Source organism: Gordonia sp. C13, assembly GCF_023218005.1.
In the GTDB taxonomy this organism is placed as follows: domain Bacteria; phylum Actinomycetota; class Actinomycetes; order Mycobacteriales; family Mycobacteriaceae; genus Gordonia; species Gordonia namibiensis.
The window spans coordinates 1-17,452 of record NZ_JALPSY010000013.1; the positions used below are offsets into that span (position 1 = coordinate 1).

Annotated in this window: 12 protein-coding genes; 9 read left to right on the top strand and 3 right to left on the bottom strand. The window is 68.8% G+C overall.

Annotation, left to right across the window (positions count from 1 at the left end):
• Positions 1–216: 216 nt before the first annotated feature.
• Positions 217–4,098 (bottom strand): Pls/PosA family non-ribosomal peptide synthetase, encoded by a 3,882-nt coding sequence (locus tag M1L58_RS12240; RefSeq protein WP_248659078.1) that lies wholly within the window; start codon positions 4,096–4,098, stop codon positions 217–219.
• A 141-nt stretch (positions 4,099–4,239) separates the two neighbouring features.
• On the opposite strand from M1L58_RS12240, the gene M1L58_RS12245 reads away from it, so the two are divergent.
• The 3 genes from M1L58_RS12245 to M1L58_RS12255 are packed head-to-tail and all read left to right on the top strand — an operon-like array spanning position 4,240 to position 5,931.
• The gene (locus tag M1L58_RS12245) at positions 4,240–5,214 is read left to right on the top strand and encodes an alpha/beta hydrolase (protein ID WP_248659079.1); all 975 of its coding nucleotides are present in this window, start codon (positions 4,240–4,242) and stop codon (positions 5,212–5,214) included.
• The gene (locus M1L58_RS23345; protein ID WP_006868836.1) at positions 5,150–5,602 is read left to right on the top strand and encodes a YidH family protein; all 453 of its coding nucleotides are present in this window, start codon (positions 5,150–5,152) and stop codon (positions 5,600–5,602) included. The genes M1L58_RS12245 and M1L58_RS23345 overlap by 65 nt, the downstream gene beginning before the upstream one ends.
• Positions 5,603–5,649: 47 nt before the next feature.
• Entirely contained in the window at positions 5,650–5,931 is a 282-nt protein-coding gene (locus M1L58_RS12255; protein WP_006868837.1) for a hypothetical protein, read from the top strand.
• Between the two features lie 556 nt (positions 5,932–6,487).
• Here the strand turns inward: M1L58_RS12255 and M1L58_RS12260 are convergent.
• Positions 6,488–8,401 carry an ABC transporter ATP-binding protein gene (locus M1L58_RS12260; RefSeq protein ID WP_248659080.1) on the bottom strand — a complete coding sequence of 638 codons (1,914 nt, stop codon included), beginning with the start codon at positions 8,399–8,401 and terminating at the stop codon, positions 6,488–6,490.
• A 182-nt stretch (positions 8,402–8,583) separates the two neighbouring features.
• Between M1L58_RS12260 and fgd the strand changes: the two genes are divergently transcribed.
• Positions 8,584–9,594: a glucose-6-phosphate dehydrogenase (coenzyme-F420) gene (gene fgd, locus M1L58_RS12265; protein WP_006868839.1), complete on the top strand. Its 1,011-nt coding sequence runs from the start codon at positions 8,584–8,586 to the stop codon at positions 9,592–9,594.
• Positions 9,595–9,636: 42 nt separating this feature from the next.
• On the opposite strand, the gene M1L58_RS12270 is transcribed toward fgd, so the two are convergent.
• Complete coding sequence (locus M1L58_RS12270; protein WP_248659081.1) at positions 9,637–10,536, bottom strand: LysR family transcriptional regulator; 900 nt, start codon at positions 10,534–10,536, stop codon at positions 9,637–9,639.
• An 83-nt stretch (positions 10,537–10,619) separates the two neighbouring features.
• Between M1L58_RS12270 and M1L58_RS12275 the strand changes: the two genes are divergently transcribed.
• From M1L58_RS12275 to M1L58_RS12295, 5 genes are all read left to right on the top strand, one after another.
• Positions 10,620–11,675, top strand: a complete 1,056-nt coding sequence (locus tag M1L58_RS12275; protein ID WP_248659082.1) for a DMT family transporter — start codon at positions 10,620–10,622, stop codon at positions 11,673–11,675.
• 84 nt (positions 11,676–11,759) lie between these two features.
• A complete protein-coding gene (locus tag M1L58_RS12280) occupies positions 11,760–12,317 on the top strand; it encodes a TetR/AcrR family transcriptional regulator (protein WP_006868842.1) in 558 nt (185 codons plus the stop codon).
• Positions 12,318–12,324: 7 nt separating this feature from the next.
• Positions 12,325–13,971: an FAD-binding oxidoreductase gene (locus M1L58_RS12285; RefSeq protein ID WP_248659083.1), complete on the top strand. Its 1,647-nt coding sequence runs from the start codon at positions 12,325–12,327 to the stop codon at positions 13,969–13,971.
• Positions 13,972–13,987: 16 nt separating this feature from the next.
• The gene (gene pta / locus M1L58_RS12290) at positions 13,988–16,171 is read left to right on the top strand and encodes a phosphate acetyltransferase (RefSeq protein ID WP_248659084.1); all 2,184 of its coding nucleotides are present in this window, start codon (positions 13,988–13,990) and stop codon (positions 16,169–16,171) included.
• The gene (locus M1L58_RS12295) at positions 16,168–17,388 is read left to right on the top strand and encodes an acetate kinase (RefSeq protein WP_248659085.1); all 1,221 of its coding nucleotides are present in this window, start codon (positions 16,168–16,170) and stop codon (positions 17,386–17,388) included. Before pta ends, M1L58_RS12295 begins: the two co-directional genes overlap by 4 nt.
• Positions 17,389–17,452: the final 64 nt, after the last annotated feature.

Consider the following 17,452-nt stretch of genomic DNA (forward strand, 5'->3'; position numbering starts at 1 on the left):
CACGAAGCCCCTGGTGAGGTAGGGTCGCCAGCCCTTCGTGGCTCGCTTCGCTCGCACCTCAGGGAGCGGGGGCCGTGGGCGCGCACCTCGGGGAGCGGGGGCCGTGGGCGCGCACCTCGGGGAGCGGGGGCCGTGGGCGCGTACCTCGGGGAGCGGGGGCCGTGGGCGCGCACCTCGGGGATCGGGGGTTGCGTGCTCGTTCTCTGATGGACCGAACTAATCAGCCGCCGGCCAGGGGGCGATGGGATTGCCCTGCCAGCGGGTGTGGGCGGGCACGACGTCGCCGCGCATGACCAGCGAAGCCGGTCCGACGGTTGCCGATTCGCCGAGCCCCGACGCCGGAAGGGCGACGCAGTGCGGGCCGAGCGTCGCACCGGCGTCAAGGGTGACGCGGTCGATGGCCATCACGCGGTCGTGGAACAGATGTGTTTGGACGACGCAGCCGCGCTGGACGGTCGCACCGTCTCCGAGGCTGACCAGATCGGCCTCGGGTAGCCAGTAGGTCTCACACCAGACGCCACGTCCGATCCGGGCGCCGAGCAGCCGCAGCCACAGGTTGAGAATCGGTGTCCCGGTGGCGGCGTTGGCGAACCACGGTGCGGCCACGGTCTCGACGAAGGCGTCGGACAGTTCGTTGCGCCAGACGAAGGAGCTCCACAGCGGGTGCTCGCCGACGGTGATGCGGCCGACGACAAGCCATTTCGCGGCGGCTGCGGTGCCACAGGCTACAGCGCCGACCCCGAGCAGCAGCAGCCCGCTGACCAGCGCGGCGACGCCGTAGTGCACGTGGACGGCCACAGACTGCAGCGCGATCAGCATGCCGACGCCGAGCCCGAAGGACACCATCACCGGGACGAGGCGCAGGGTCTCGATGACCGAACGCGCAACTTTCAGCTTCGTCGGCGGATCGAAGGTGCGTGAGGTGTCGGTCTCGGCGGCGGTGCGGCGCAGGCGAACCGGGGGACTGCCCAGCCAGCTCGACCCCGACTTCGCTCGGTTCGGCGTCGCCGACAGAACTGCCACCAGGCCGTTCTTGGGCACCTTGCGGCCCGGGCCGGTCATCCCCGAGTTGCCGAGGAACGAGCGCTTGCCGATCTTCGCCTCGTCGATGTGCAGCCAACCGCCGCCGAGCTCGTACGACGCGACCATCGTGTCGTCGGCCAGGAAGGCGCCGTCGCCGATGATGGTGAACCGCGGTAGCACCAGTGCCGTCGAGATCTCGGTGCCCTTGCCCACCTTGGCGCCCAGCACGCGGAACCAGATCGGCGTGAGCAGGCTCGCGTAGAGCGGGAACAGGTAGGTGCGGGCGGCGTCGAGGAGGCGTTCGGTCAGCCACACCTGCCAGCCGACTCGCGACCGCACCGGGTGGTAGCCGGTGCTCAGGCCCAGGGATGCCAGTCGCACCAGTCCGGCGGTGATCGCGGCGAAGACGGCGAGGCTGGTGAGGGTCGCCGCCGGCAGGAGGATCACGGCGCGGATCGCGACGTCGCGCAACCGATCTGCCGACAGTGCCCACAGGCCGATGACGGCGAGTCCCGCGGCCAGTGAGACCAGCGGGATCGCGGCCAGCGCCAGCGACGACAATCCGTAGACCGGTACCCAGGCCCGCGCGCGCGGCGGCCGGTGGTCGGGCCACGGGTGGGCGGCCTTGCCGATCTTGATCGCGGGTGAGCCGGCCCAGTGCTGACGCGCCTTCACCCGGCCGAACACCGCCGAACCGGGTGCGACGACGGCGTCGCGTCCGACGACCGCCCCCGGCATGAGTGTCGACCGCGCACCGATCGACGCCCCGCGCTTGATCGCGATCTCACCGATGTGGACGACGTCGCCGTCGATCCACCAGCCGGCGAGGTCGACCTCCGGCTCCACCGACGCGCCCTCACCGACCGTCAGCAGTCCGGTGACCGGCGGGATCGTGTGCAGATCGACGTCGCGGCCGATCCGGGCCCCGAGCGCCCGGGCGAGGTAGATCATCCACGGCGCACCGGACAGGTTCGCCGCGCCGCTCGCATCGAGGAGCCGTTCGGCCACCCACAGACGCACGTGCACGCTGCCGCCCCGCGGGTGGTCACCCGGCGTGACGCCCGAGAGGAGCAGGCGGGAACCCAACGCGGCGATACACATCCGGCCGGGCGGGGTGATGAAGACCAGGAAGGCCACGAGCAGGACCCACCAGTTCACCTCGACCAGCCACGGGACCGAACGATCCAACCGGTCGGCCACGACGATCCCCAGGTTGTTCACCACGCCGAGCCAGGTCGCCCACTGCAGACCGGTCAGGGTCGTCAGCGGAACGGTCAGTGCGAGCTGGGCGAGACCCGTCGCACGTGGCGTGGGTGCGACATCGCGTTCGACGATGCTGGTCGCCGGGCGGCGCGCGTCGAGCATCTCCGCCATCGACCCGAGCCGGGGATGGTCGTAGAGGTCGGCGACCGAGATGTCCGGGTGGCGTCCGCGGATCGCCGTCACCAGCTGTGCGGCCGCGAGCGAACCACCGCCCTCCGCGAAGAAGTCCACGTCGGGGTGGGTGATCTGGATGCCGAGCACATCGGTCCACAGCTGGGCCAGCCACAACTCGGTCTCGCCGAGTTCGACGTCGTCATCCACTGGTCTGCTGCTGCCCGGCAGAGGCCAGGGCAGCGCATCACGATCAACCTTTCCCGAAGTGCGCGTAGGCAGTTCGTCGACGAGGGCGAGGGCGGGGACCATCGCGGCGGGCAGGTGACGGGTGAGTTCGGCGTGTGCTGCCGAGACGTCGAAGTCGGGGTCGGCGGAGACGAGATAACCGACGAGCAGGCTGTTGCCCGCCGCGGACTTGCGCACCGCGGCAGCAGCCCCGCTCACACCGGGCAGATTCTGCAGGGCGTTGTCGATCTCACCGAGTTCGATGCGCCGCCCGCCGACCTTCACCTGGTCGTCGGCGCGACCCATGAAGATCAGTCCCGCGGGATCGAGCCGTACGAGATCGCCGCTGCGGTAAGCGCGTTCCCAGCCCAGCGTGGGCATCGGCGCATACTTCTCGGCGTCCTTCGCCGGGTCGAGGTAGCGGGCCAGCCCGACGCCGCCGATGACCAGCTCGCCGACCTCGCCCTCGGTGACGGGGTTGCCGTCGGTGTCGACGACCGCGAGATCCCAACCGCGCAGAGGTAATCCGATGCGTACCGGGCCACGGTCGCCGAGGAGGGCGGCGCACGCGACGACCGTTGCCTCGGTGGGGCCGTAGGTGTTCCAGACCTCGCGACCGGGCACGGCCAGGCGGTCGGCGAGCTCGGGTGGGCAGGCCTCGCCGCCGAAGATCAACAGCCGCACCGCTTCCAGGGCCTCCGGCGGCCACAGCGAGGCCAGGGTCGGCACGGTCGAGACGACGGTGATGTCGCGGGCCACCAGCCACGGGCCCAGGTCCATCCCGCTGCGCACCAGCGATCGGGGTGCCGGGACGAGGCAGGCGCCGTTGCGCCAGGCGAGCCACATCTCCTCGCACGAGGCGTCGAAGGCCACCGAGAGGCCGGCCAGGACACGGTCACCGGGCCCGATCGGCTCGTCGGGGAGGAACATGTGTGCCTCGGCGTCGACGAAGGCTGCCGCATTCCGGTGGGTGACCGCCACGCCCTTGGGTGTTCCCGTGGAGCCCGAGGTGAAGATGATCCACGCGTCGTCGTCGGGGGTCGGCCGTGCCGGTGCGCTGGCGGTCCCGGTGGCGGGTTTCGCCGGGCGAGGGCCGTCGGCGTCGACGATGGCATCGACACCGGCCTCCCCGAACACGAGTTCGGCGCGCTCGTCGGGGTCGTCGACGTCGACGGGGACGTAGGCGGCGCCGGCGTAGAGGGTGGCCAGGATGGCGACGTAGAGGTCACGCGAGCCGGAGGGCATCCGGATGCCGACGCGGCTTCCGTGGCCGACGCCGACCTCGGCGAAACGGGCGACGGTGCGTCGGATCAGGGCCAGCAGCTGGCCGTAGGTGAGGGTGACGTCGCCGTCGTCGATCGCGGGAGCATCGGGGTGTGCCCGGGCGGTCGCGGTCAGGACGTCGCACAGGGTCCGCGGATCGTCTGCCTGCGCGGACAACAGGAACTGTGGAGGGATCTGCACCTGCGTCACGGCCACCGTCTTGTCACGGGTTCGAGAATATAGCGACCCGGGTGGCCCGCAGACCGCGGCTGGATGAATGTTTTGCTCGGCGTTTACCGGTTATACGGGGGGTGCCGGGGTGTAGCTTCGGCTGAGACCAGGAGGAATCCCATGCCCATCGTTCACCACCGGCGGCCGAGCCTCCTGTCGTATCCCATCTGGTTCGGCTCCCGTGTGTTCCTGAAGCCGCTGCTCACCCTGTGGCCGATCAACACGGCGGGCATGGCCGGGCTGTTCCTCATCGACCGTGTCGTCGCCGTGGGCCCCAAGCCCCGCGGCGTGGTGCGCGAGCAGCTGACACTCGCCGAACGTTCCACCGAACTGGCCATTCCTGCCGGCCCCTCGCGCCGCGACAGCGACACGGCGATGCTGTACCTCCACGGTGGGGCCTTCGTGGTGTGCGGTCTGGGTACACACCGTTCCATCGCCGCGCGACTGGCCAAGGCCTGTGAGGTCCCGGTCTTCTCGCTCGAATACCGGCAGTTGCCGCAGGCCGGTGTAGGCGCGTCGGTGGCCGACGCCGTCGACGCCTATGCCGAACTCATCAACGACCGCCACTACCGGCGGGTCATCGTCGCCGGTGACTCGGCGGGCGGATTCCTGGCGGCGAAGGTCGTCGAGGCCGCCGTCGAACGCGGACTCCCCGCTCCGGCCGCACTCATCGGCTTCTCCCCGCTGCTCGACGTCGACCTGGGTACCAACCCGGACCGGTCCAGCAAGTCCGACGCCTACCTCCCGAAGTCGAAGATGGCCAAGCTGGCACCCCAGTTCGATCGCGGTCCTGTACCGCTGACCGGGGTGCGCCGCATCGCCGACCTCGACCCGACCGAGTTCCCTCCGACGGTCATGGTCACCGCCGAGGGGGAGATGCTGGAACCGGACGTCATCGGCCTGATCGAGACCCTCGACGAGGCCGGCATCGAGGCCCTCGCCCACAGCTACGCTTGGCAGGTACACGCGTTCCCGGTGCTGACCTCACATCACCCGGAGACCATTCACGCGATCCAGGTGACCGCGGCATTTGCGAAGCAGGCGATACGAGAGGGCAAGAGCGCTGACGACCGAGAGGACCAACGGGCCGGCTGACGGAGCAGGCGCCGGACCCGGCAAGCGTGCGGCATCGCCCGCCGCACCTGCCGCCCCGCCCGGCGCGGTCGACGCGCGTTTCACCCTCGCCGCCGAGCGCACGCTGCTCGCGTGGGTGCGCACCGCCCTCGGGTTCATGGCCGCCGGGATGGCGATCGTCTATCTGGCCCCCGACATCGACAATCCGGTTCTCGAACTGGTCCTGGGGCTCGTCCTCGTCGCCCTGGGGTGCTCCCTCGCGGTGATCGGTGCCTGGCGCTGGCGTCGCACGATGCGTGTGTTGCAACGCGGCGGGCAGATGCCGGGCCCGGCCCAGATCCTCTTCGTCGTCACTGCGATAGTGGTGGTGGCCATCCTGATCGCGGTCGTCGTCGTAGTTCAGACGTGATCGAGTCCAGACCCGATCGCCAGCAACCGTTCTATCCAGGAGTTCCCGTGAGTACCGGCCCCGACTTCGCCCGCGGCGCGCAGACCGTGTCGACGACGATGACCATGATCGGCGCGACCATCCTCATCGTGTGCCTGGGCTGGCTGACCGTCGACTGGTGGCGCGACGGACGCTGGTTCTGGGTGGCTGTCGGCATCGCCATCATCGTGGTCAACATCGTGCTGATCGCGATGCAGTTCCGTCGCCGCCGAATGGAGCGCGCCAAGGACACCAAGCGTCCGCGTCGTCCGCTGATCGACAACTTCGACGATCTCGAAGACGAGCAGTAGCCCCGATCCCTGAGGGACGCCACTCACCGCTCCCTGAGGTGCGGGCGAACGCCACCCCCGCTCCCTGAGGTGCGAGCGGACGCCACCCCCCGCTCCCTGAGGTGCGGCGAACGCCACCCCCCGCTCCTTGCGGTGTGGGCGGGCGCCACCCCCCGCTCCCTGAGGTGTGGCGAACGCCACCCCCCGCTCCTTGCGGTGTGGGCGGGCGCCACCCCCCGCTCCCTGAGGTGTGGCGAACGCCACCCCCCGCTCCCTGAGGTGCGAGCGAAGCGAGCCACGAAGGGCTGGCAACGTCATCTCGCCAGGCCTTCGTGGCTCGTCGCTTGCGCTCCTCACACCTCAGGCAGCGGTGGTCGGGTCGCTGGTCTCGATCGGGCAGCGGTGGTCGGGTCGCTGGTCTCGATCGGGCGGCGGTGGTCGGGTCGCTGGTCTCGATCGGGCAGCGGTGGTGGGGTCGCTGGTCTCGATCGAGCAGCGGTGGTGGGGTCGCTGCTCTAGATCAGGCAGCGGGGTCCGGTCGCTACGCTCGGTCAGCGGTGGTCGGATCGCTGCGCGTTCATGCCGTGAGCGGGTCGTCCTCGTCCCCGTCGTCGGCGAACTGGGTGCGGTAGAGCTCGGCGTAGCGACCGTTGCGCGCGAGGAGCGTCGGATGATCACCGCGTTCGACGACGCGGCCCGCTTCGAGCACCACGATCTGGTCGGCGGCTCGGATCGTCGAGAGCCGGTGCGCGATGACGATCGAGGTGCGGCCCTCGAGGGCCTCGCTCAATGCTTCCTGAACCGCCGCCTCCGAGGTCGAATCCAAGTGCGCGGTCGCCTCGTCGAGGATCACCACCGACGGCTGTGCGAGCAGTAGGCGGGCGATGGTCATTCGCTGCCGCTCACCGCCGGAGAGTCGGTAACCGCGTTCGCCGACGATGGTGTCGAGGCCGTCGGGCAACGACTGGACCAGTTCCTCGAGGCGTGCTCGACGCAGCGCCTCCCAGATCTCCTCGTCGGAGGTGTCGGGCCGTGCGAGAACGAGATTGGCGCGGATGGTGTCGTGGAAGAGATGTCCATCCTGCGTGACCAGTCCGACGGTGCGATGCACGGACGCGATCTGCAGGTCCCGGATGTCGACGCCGGCGAGCTGGACCGAGCCCTCATCGACGTCGTAGAGCCGAGTCGCGAGACTGGCGATGGTCGACTTGCCGGCACCCGAACTACCGACCAGGGCCACCATGCTGCCCGCCGGGACGTCGAGATCCACATGGTGCAGAACCGTCTGCCCGGCCCGGTTGTCCAGCTGCGCAACCTCTTCCAGGGACGCCAGCGAGACCTTGTCGGCCGACGGGTAGGCGAAGGACACGTCATCGAAGCGGACCGACACCGGCACCGGCCGACCGCTCTCGGTACCGGGCACCGGACGGGCATCCGGGGCGTCGACGATCAGCGGGGTCAGGTCGAGGACCTCGAAGACGCGCTCGAAACTGACCAGCGCGCTCATGATCTCGACGCGGGCGTTCGCCAAGGCGGTGAGCGGCGCGTACATCCGGGTCAGCAGCAGTGCGAGGGACACGACCGCGCCCGCCGACAGATGTTCGTGCACCGCAAGCCATCCGCCGAGGCCGTAGACCAGTGCGAGGGCGAGTGCCGACACGAGGGTCAGCGCCGTGAAGAAGTAGGCCTGCAGCATGGCGCGCCGGACGCCGATGTCGCGCACGCGATCCGCGCGATCGGCGAACTCGCGGGATTCCAGGTCGGGCCGTCCGAACAGTTTCACCAGGGTGGCGCCGGGTGCGGAGAACCGCTCGGTCATCTGGGTCGACATGCGGGCGTTGTGCTCGGCCGCCTCCCGCGACAGGGCGGCCATCCGGCCTCCCATCCGACGTGCCGGGATCACGAACACCGGGAGCAACACCAGGGCGAGAATCGTGATCTGCCAACTGATGTAGATCATCACGCCGAGTGTCAGGGTGAGCGTCACGAAGTTGGACACCACACCGGACAAGGTGTCGCTGAAGGCTCGCTGCGCACCGATCACGTCGTTGTTGAGCCGGCTCACCAGAGCACCGGTCCGGGTCCGGGTGAAGAAGGCGACCGGCATGCGCTGGACATGGTCGAAGACCGCGCGCCGCAGATCGAGGATGAGACCTTCACCGATGTTCGACGACAACCAACGGACGCCGATGCCTGCTGCGGCCTCGGCGACCGCGATCAGTGCGATCGCCACCGCCAGTCCGACGATCATCGACTCGGCGCCGTTGTCGGTGATGAGGTTGACGACGCGTCCGGCGAGGAGCGGGGTCACCACGGTCAGGACTGCGGTGAACACCGACAGCACCAGGAACAATGCGATCCGGCGTCGGTGGGGGCTCGCGAACCCGCCGATCCGCCGCAGCGTCGCGCGCCGATCTCCCCGTAACCGCTTACCGTCCGGCGAGGTCGACGACTTGTACATCATGTCCCAGGCGACCGACTCCATACTCATGTCGCCCAGGGTAGAACTTAAAGTCGACTTGAGGTCTAATCGTGCGCGGGATGCCCGGATCGGACGGGAAGGTCAGCGCTCTCGTCGATGCTCTAGTTTGGTTACTGAGGTCACAGCGGCGATCACGATCAGCGGATCGACCGGGGAAAGGTCGGCACGGCCGACGGTTAGGGGCGAGGCTCATGGCAGAACTCAAACTCGGTTTCAAGGCGTCGGCGGAGCAGTTCGACCCGCGCGAGCTGGTGGAGATCGCGGTCGCAGCCGAAGAGCACGGGCTGGACTCCGTCGCGGTGAGCGACCACTTCCAGCCGTGGCGGCACAACGGCGGCCACGCGCCCTTCTCGCTCGCGTGGATGGCGGCCGTCGGGGAGCGCACCAAGCGCGTCCAGATCGGCACGTCGGTCATGACCCCGACCTTCCGCTACAACCCGGCCGTCATCGCCCAGGCCTTCGCGTCGATGGGCTGCATGTACCCGGGCCGCATCATGCTCGGCGTCGGCACCGGCGAGGCCCTCAACGAGTACGCCACCGGATTCCAGGGCGAGTGGCCCGAGTTCAAGGAGCGCTTCGCCCGCCTGCGCGAGTCGATCAAGCTCATGCGCGAACTGTGGACCGGCGAAGAGGTCAACTTCGACGGCGAGTACTACCACACGCAGGGCGCCTACATGTATGACGTTCCGGAACAACCGATCCCGGTGTACGTCGCCGCCGGTGGGCCGGTCGTCGCACGCTATGCGGGTCGCTCCGGCGACGGCTTCATCTGCACCTCGGGCAAGGGTGCCGAGCTCTACACCGAGAAGCTGCTGCCGGCGGTCAAGGAAGGTGCGGAGAAGGCCGAACGCGACTTCGACGCCATCGACAAGATGATCGAGATCAAGATCTCCTACGATCCGGATCCCGAACTGGCGCTGGAGAACACGCGTTTCTGGGCGCCGCTGTCCCTGACCCCCGAGCAGAAGCACAGCGTCAACAGCTCCACCGAGATGGAACGTCTCGCCGACGAGTTGCCGATCGAGCAGGTCGCCAAGCGCTGGATCGTCGCCTCTGATCCCGACGAGGCCGTCGAGAAGGTCAAGTTCTACACCGACGCCGGACTCAACCACCTCGTCTTCCACGCTCCGGGTCACGATCAGCGTCGCTTCCTGGAGAACTTCCAGCGCGACCTGGAACCGCGCCTGCGCAAGCTCGGCTAGTCGGATTTCGTAGCGATAGTGGGCGCCATAACCCCATTATCGCTACGAAATCGGTTGCAGCACAGCGGCGTCGAGGAGTTCGAGTACACGCCGCACCGGTGGGAGATCGTGGGCGCTCTGGCGCACACGCACCCGGATCGCACGGGTTGGCGTGGGGTCGACGATGGGGATCGCCACCACGCCCGCGGGCAGGTCGGTCAAAGCGAGCTGCGGTACCACCGTGAGGCCGACGCCGGCGGCGACGAAGCGGATCGCCGTCGGGTAATCCTGTGTCTCGATGCTGAAGTCGGGGACGAAGCCGACGGATGTGCACGCGCTGAGGAGTGCTTGACGGCACGGGCCGCGCGCGACGTCGTTGTCGACCCAGGGCACCTGGGACAGCTCCCGCAGAGTCACCGAGTCGTACTCCGTCCACGCCGAATCGGTCGGAACCACAGCGTGATACGGGTCTGAGGTCAGCGGCCGACTGACGAAGCCGGCGGGGTCCGGAACGGGTCGCTCGGTGTCCTCGACGTAGATCTCCACATCCGGCGAGGCCGTGGCCGCCGAGACGAGCTCGATGAGTCGCAGATCGAGGCGCAGACCGGGGAACTCCCGCGAGATCGTGGCCACGATCGGCGGAATCCAGGCGGCCCCCGCGGAAGCGAAGTAGTTCATGCGCAACTGCCCGAGCCGCCCGTCGCGTAGTTCCGAGATCAGCCCGTCCACCCGGGACAGTTCCTCGAACACCCCCTCGGATTCGGCAGCGAGGATGGTGCCGGCCTCGGTGGGCACGATGCCACGTCCATCACGTTCCACCAGGGTCAATCCGGTCTCGCGCTGAAGGGCGGCGATGTGCTGGCTCACCGCCGACGGCGTGTATCCCAGGGCGTTGGCCGCCCCGCCGATGGAACGCTCGCCGATGACCGAGCGCAGAACACGAAGCCGGTGGATGTCGACCATGAGATTGACGATACAGCCGGACTTAACAAACCGGTAGAAACTTTCACTTGTTCTGAAGTGGTTCATGCCGGACTCTGATTGACATGACCTCGCGCCCCTCGTCCCCGGCCCTTCTCGGTGTCTCGCTCCCGGCGTTGGCTGCCCTCATCACCGTGGTGCTGTGGGCGTCGGCGTTCGTGGGCATCCGGGCGCTGGGCGACTCCTTCTCACCGGGGGCGATGGCGTTCCTGCGATTGCTCGCGGCGGTCCTACCGCTCACGGTCATCATGCTGGTGGTGCGTTTGCGGCGACGCAGCACCGCCGACGACCGTCCACTGACCCCCTGGCTTCCACGTGGACGCGCCTTGATGCTGGTCATCGCATACGGCGTCGCCTGGTTCGCCGGCTACACCATCCTGCTGAACTGGGCCGAACAGCATCTCGACGCCGGGACGGCGGCGCTGCTGGTGAACCTGGCCCCGATCCTCGTCGCCGTCGCTGCCGGTCTCTTCTTCGGCGAGGGGTTCCCGCGGCATCTGGTGATCGGCATGACGATCGCGTTCGCCGGCGTCGTGCTGATCGCCACGGGAGGTTCCGCCACCGCCGACGCACACGCCGACTGGCTCGGGGTGCTCCTCGGGATCGCGGCCGCGGTGCTCTACGCCTCGGGCGTCCTCATCCAGAAGTCCGCGCTCCGTTCCGTCGACGCGTTGACCGCGACCTGGCTCGGTGCGCTCGCGGGGCTCGTCGCAACGCTCCCGTTCGCGCCGGCTGCCGTCGCCGAACTCGCGCACGCCGATGCCTCCGCGATCGCCGCGGTGATCTACCTCGGGGTCGGGCCCACCGCGATCGCGTTCTCGACGTGGGCGTATGCGCTCGCCCGCACCGATGCCGGCGCCATGGCCGCGACCACCCTCGTGGTCCCGGCGATCGTCATCCTGATGTCCTGGGCTCTGCTGGACGAACTGCCGACCGGCGTCGGGATCGTCGGCGGCGTGATGTGCATCGGTGGTGTCGCGATCGCCCGTCAGTTGCTGCCGCGCAGCCGCCGGGGCGGCCGTGTCGACGGCCCTCGTCCGCACCCGGTGAACGACGAGGCGCTCGGTTCGGACCTCGAGTCGGAACCCCGTGTCGCCGGCAGAAGCACGAGTTCCACGTAGCGCCACCGATGCAAAGTGGCGATTCTTCTTCGACAACGGCGACCAGGACGGTCACGCCCCATCCCGATTCGATAAGTTCTCCGCATGGATCGTGACCGCATGGTGGACGTCGGAGTGGGACTCGTCTCCCGCTTCGGTGCCAAGACGTTGAGTCTGACGTCCGTGGCGCGTCACGCAGGTGTCGCCCGAGCCACCGCCTACCGCATGTTCGGTGGACGGAATGCGCTGGTCGCGGCGATCGTCGACCGTGAGGTCTCCCTGCTGCGCGTGAAGCTACGGGAGTGGTCGGCCTCCGCACCCGACGCCGCGGGCAAAGTCCGGGCACAGGTCGTGAACGTGCTGCCCTACATCCGTGAGCACGAGGCGCTGCAGTACGTGCTGCGGAAGGAGCCCGAGGAGATCGTGCGGGCGCTGGTCGCGACGAGCGACTCGTCGGGTCCCACCCTCATCCACCAGATCGTCGACCAGACGCTGCCCGATCTCGATCCGCAGATCCGGGATCAGCTGGTCCCGGACCCGCGCGGGGCCGCGGAGTTCCTGGTGCGGACGATCTACTCGCTGATGCTCATCCCGGACAGTTCGCTCACCGACGAGCAGATCGCCGACCTCGTCGTACGGGCGGTCGTCAAGAACGAGGAGTGATCGCACGATGACCGGGAAACAGGAGTCCACCGCGGACGAGACCGCGATCCCGGTCGTCGAGATGCGCCGGCCGCGCTGGGGCGACCCGGCCCGCGTCACGGAGCTACCCGCCGCCGCGGCCGCGCTGGCCGGCGACGCCGCCGAGGACCGGGGCGTCGCTCCGGAGGCGGTCACCCCGCCCGCGCCGACCCTGCCGTCCGCGGTGCGTGCCGACCTCGAGGCCCTCGTCGGCGCCCAACACGTCGTCGGCTCCGACGACGCACGCATCCAGCACACCCGGGGCTATTCGACGCCCGACCTGCTGCGGCTGCGCAACGGCGATGCCTCCGACGCCCCGGACGTGGTGATCTATCCCGCCGGTCACGACGAGGTCGTGCGAATCCTGCAGATCTGTGCCGAGGCGAAGGTCGCGGTCGTGCCGTTCACCGGCGGGACCTCGGTCGTGGGCGGTCTCACCCCCGATCGTGCCGGGTTCGACGGCGTGGTCAGCCTCGACCTCCGTCGGCTCGACCGTCTCGTCGAGATCGACGAGATCTCCCGCATCGCCACCCTCCAGGCCGGCCTTCGGGGGAGTGCCGCCGAATCGCTTCTGCGCGAGCAGGGCTGGACGCTCGGCCACTTCCCGCAGTCCTACGAGGGTGCTGGGATCGGTGGCTACGCGGCGACCCGGTCGGCGGGTCAGTCGTCGGCGGGTTTCGGCCGCTTCGACGAGATGGTCGAGGGAATTGTGCTCGCAACTCCCCGCGGCACCATCGAGGTCGGAACGGCACCCCGTTCCGCGGCCGGGCCCGACCTGCGCCAGCTGATCCTCGGCTCCGAGGGCGCCTTCGGCGTCATCACCAGCGTTCGCCTGCGTGTTCATCCCGCCCCGACGACCCGACTCTTCGACGGCTGGCGGTTCGCCACGTTCGCCGACGGTGCGACCGCGCTCCGTCGCCTCGCCCAGGATGGTCCGCTGCCCACCGTGATCCGCCTGTCCGACGAGGTCGAGACCGCGATCAACCTCGCCGATCCCGCACAGCTCGGCGGTGAGTCGACGGGATGTCTCGTCGTCACCGGTTATGAGGGGGAGGAGCGCGAGGTGCTCCGCCGTCGCGATGCCGCGTCGGAGGTCCTCGTCGACGCCGGTGGTACGTCACTCGGCGCCGCCCCCGGAGAATCTTGGCGCACAGGACGTTTCGCCGGACCATACCTGCGTGACGCGCTGCTCGACGCCGGTGTGCTGGTCGAGACGCTGGAGACGGTCACCTACTGGTCGAAGCTGCACGAGCTGCGCGCCTCGGTCACCGCCGCGATCACCGACACGTTGACCGGCGCCGGAAGCGGAGCGAGCGGGTCGAATGTCACCGCGTCGGGCACACCGCCGCTGGTCATGTGCCACATCAGCCACGTCTACTCTTCTGGCGCCTCGCTGTACTTCACCGTGGTCGCGCCGTTCGGCACCGACCCGATCGCGGAGTGGACGGCGGCGAAAACCGCGGCGAACGACGCGATCCGGGCCGCCGGCGCAAGCATCACCCATCACCACGCCATCGGCCGCGACCATCGCGACGCCTACCACGACGAGATCGGCCCGCTGGCGCTCGAGGCCTTGCGTGCGGTGAAGGCAGCCGTCGACCCCGACGGCATCTGCAATCCCGGCATCCTGATCTGAATCCCGAGGCGCCACTATGCTGGGGCGCATGGCCACCGACGCTGCCGTTACCGACCCCGCCGCTGGAGATCGAACCACCGGGGACGGAGGTGGTGCGGACGAGTCGACGACCAGCATCTATCTCGCGTCGGCCGAAGGGGAGACCGGGAAATCGGTCGTGGCGCTGGGGCTGTTGGCGCTGCTCGCGGCGACCGGCGGCCGGGTCGGCGTCTTCCGCCCGATCATCCGTGCCAACGGCGACGCGCGGGACCCGCTGCTCGACCTCCTGATCGACTACGACTCGGTGGACGTGCCCTACGAGGACTGCCTGGGCGTGACCTACGAGCAGGTCCACGAGGATCCTGACGCCGCCATCGGTGAGATCGTCGCCCGATTCCATGCGCTGGCAACGCACTGCGACCGCGTCGTGATCGTCGGTTCGGACTACACCGACGTCGGAACCCCGTCGGAGCTGAGCTTCAACGCACGCATCGCCGCCAATCTGTCGGCCCCGATGGTGATCGCGCTGAAGGCCAACGACCGGTCTCCCGACGAGATCGCCGATCTCGCCGCGGGGCTGGTGTCCGAGGTCGGCGCCGCCCACGCCACCCCGATCGCGATCGTGGCGAACCGCTGCGATCCGGACCGACTCGACGAGATCCGGACGACGCTGCGCCGCATCGGGGTGCCGAGTCTGTGCCTCCCCGAGGAGCCGATCCTGTTCGCTCCCACCATGGCCGAACTGAAGGAGGCGCTCGGCGCCACCATGTACAGCGGCGACGAGGAGCTCCTCGACCACGAGGCGTTGCGTGTGATGGTGGGCGGCATGACCGTCGAACACATCCTGGAACGTCTCACCGACGGCACGGTCGTGATCACCCCCGCCGACCGCTCCGACGTCCTCCTGGCACTCGTGAATGCCAATACGGCGCACGGCTTCCCGCGACTGTCGGGCATCATCCTCAATGGCGGGCTCAAACCACACCCGATGATCGAGGCCCTCGTGAGCGGGCTCAAGCCGACGCTGCCGATCATCAGCTGCCCGCACGGCACCTACGACACCGCGCGGACCGCGGCCCACACCCGTGGCCGACTCAACGCCGGATCGGCTCGCAAGATCGAGGCGGCGCTGTCGCTGATGGAGACCTACGTCGACCCCGAGGTAGTCATGCGCAACCTCAATGTCGACGTCCCGTCGGTCGTCACTCCGCAGATGTTCGAGTACCGCCTCATCTCCCGGGCACGGGCACAGCGCAAGCACATCGTGCTTCCCGAGGGCGGCGACGATCGCATCCTGCGGGCGGCGAGCAGACTCCTCCGCCGCGGCGTCGCCGATCTGACACTGCTCGGCGACCCGGATGCCGTGCAGGCGAGGGCGATCGAGCTCGGCCTGGACCTCGCAGAGGCCACCGTCATCGACCCGGCCACCTCGGAGTATCTGGACGAGTTCGCCCGGATCTACACCGATCTGCGCAAGCACAAGGGCATGGATCTCGAACGCGCACAGGAGAAGATGCTCGACGTCTCCTACTTCGGCACCATGATGGTGCACACCGGGCGCGCCGACGGGATGGTGTCGGGTGCGGCCCACACGACCGCCCACACCATCCGGCCGGCCTTCGAGATCATCAAGACCAAACCGGGGGTCTCCACGGTGTCGAGTGTGTTCTTCATGTGCCTGGCCGACACGGTTCTCGCCTATGGTGATTGCGCGATCGTGCCCGACCCCACCGACGAACAACTCGCCGACATCGCCATCTCGTCGGCCGAGACGTCGGCGGCCTTCGGCATCGAGCCGCGAGTGGCGATGCTGTCGTACTCCACCGGCACTTCCGGCTCGGGCGCGGACGTCGAAAAGGTCAAGACCGCAACCGAACTCGTCCGGCAGCGCGCACCCGAGCTCCTCGTCGAGGGGCCCATCCAGTACGACGCGGCGGTCGAACCGTCGGTCGCGGCTACCAAGATGCCCGACTCCTCGGTCGCCGGCCGGGCCACCGTCCTGATCTTCCCCGACCTCAACACCGGCAACAACACCTACAAGGCGGTGCAGCGCAGCGCCGGTGCCGTCGCGATCGGGCCGGTCCTGCAGGGCCTCAACAAGCCGATCAACGACCTCAGCCGGGGTGCGCTGGTGTCCGACATCGTCAACACGGTGGCCATCACCGCGATCCAGGCGCAGCAGGTCGACACCGACACGGCCACCGTCGGAGACGCGCGGTGAGCGCCGACACCGCCGGGGCGGTCCTCGTCTTCAACGCCGGCTCCTCGTCGCTGAAATACCAACTGGTACAGCCCGACACCGGAGTGGTGATCGCGGACGGGATCGCCGAACGCATCGGCGACGCCGGGTCGTCGATGACGCATGAGCAGAACGGGGAGACGGTCACCGAGTCGGTGCCGCTGCCCGACCATCTGACGGCGGTCCGGCGAGCCGAACAGTTCTTCGCCGACAACGGCACCGACCTCGTACACGCCGGACTCGCGGCCGTCGGGCACCGTGTGGTGCACGGCGGCCGGTCGTTCTACGAGCCGACCCTCGTCGACGACTGGGTCATCTCGGAGATCAAGCGGATCTCCACCCTTGCGCCGCTGCACAATCCGGCCAATCTGGTGGGCATCGAAGCGGCCCGGACCCTGCTCCCCGACGTGCCGTCGGTCGCGGTGTTCGACACGGCCTTTTTCCACGGGCTGCCGGCCGCGGCTGCGATCTACGCCGTCGACCGCGAGGTGGCGGCCGAACACGCGATCCGGCGGTACGGATTCCACGGCACCAGCCACGAATACGTGTCGGGCCGCGTCGCGGAGTTCCTCGGCAAGGACCCCGCCGACCTCGACCAGATCGTGCTGCATCTCGGCAACGGAGCGTCGGCGTCGGCCATTTCGGGCGGACAACCCGTCGACACCAGCATGGGAATGACCCCGCTGGAGGGGTTGGTGATGGGAACCCGCAGCGGCGACATCGACCCCGGCCTGGTGCTGCACCTCAACCGCGTGGCCAAGCTGTCCGTGGACGAGATCGACACCTTGCTGAACCAGAAGTCGGGGTTGCGAGGTCTGTGCGGCGAGAACGACTTCCGTTCCATCACCGAACTGGTCGACGCCGGAGACGAGTACGCCCGCCGCGCCTACGATGTCTACATCCACCGGTTGCGGCACTACCTCGGCGCGTACACCTTCGGCCTCGACAAGCTCGACGCGATCACTTTCACCGCGGGCGTCGGCGAGAACTCGGCGCGTGTCCGGGCGGACGCGCTCGAGGGGCTGGAGCGATTCGGGATCGTCCTCGACCCCGACCGCAACGCCGCAGCCGACCGGTCGGCGCGTCGGATCTCCGCCGACGACAGCGCCGTCGACGTGCTGGTGGTCCCGACGAACGAGGAACTCGCGATCGCCCGGCAGTCGGCGGCGCTCGTGGCGGAGAGTTCGTCGGCCGAGTAGTCGGTTTCGATACGGCTCGTCGCAAGCTCCTCGCCTACTCAACCAGCGATGACTCCGCCAGCCG

Bases quoted from the DNA above. Each gene is read 5' to 3' on its own strand.
- M1L58_RS12245 (WP_248659079.1), top strand. From the start codon at position 4,240: ATGCCCATCGTTCACCACCGGCGGCCGAGCCTCCTGTCGTATCCCATC.
- M1L58_RS12260 (WP_248659080.1), bottom strand. From the start codon at position 8,401: ATGAGTATGGAGTCGGTCGCCTGGGACATGATGTACAAGTCGTCGACC.
- fgd (WP_006868839.1), top strand. From the start codon at position 8,584: ATGGCAGAACTCAAACTCGGTTTCAAGGCGTCGGCGGAGCAGTTCGAC.
- M1L58_RS12270 (WP_248659081.1), bottom strand. From the start codon at position 10,536: ATGGTCGACATCCACCGGCTTCGTGTTCTGCGCTCGGTCATCGGCGAG.
- M1L58_RS12275 (WP_248659082.1), top strand. From the start codon at position 10,620: ATGACCTCGCGCCCCTCGTCCCCGGCCCTTCTCGGTGTCTCGCTCCCG.
- M1L58_RS12280 (WP_006868842.1), top strand. From the start codon at position 11,760: ATGGATCGTGACCGCATGGTGGACGTCGGAGTGGGACTCGTCTCCCGC.
- M1L58_RS12285 (WP_248659083.1), top strand. From the start codon at position 12,325: ATGACCGGGAAACAGGAGTCCACCGCGGACGAGACCGCGATCCCGGTC.
- pta (WP_248659084.1), top strand. From the start codon at position 13,988: ATGCTGGGGCGCATGGCCACCGACGCTGCCGTTACCGACCCCGCCGCT.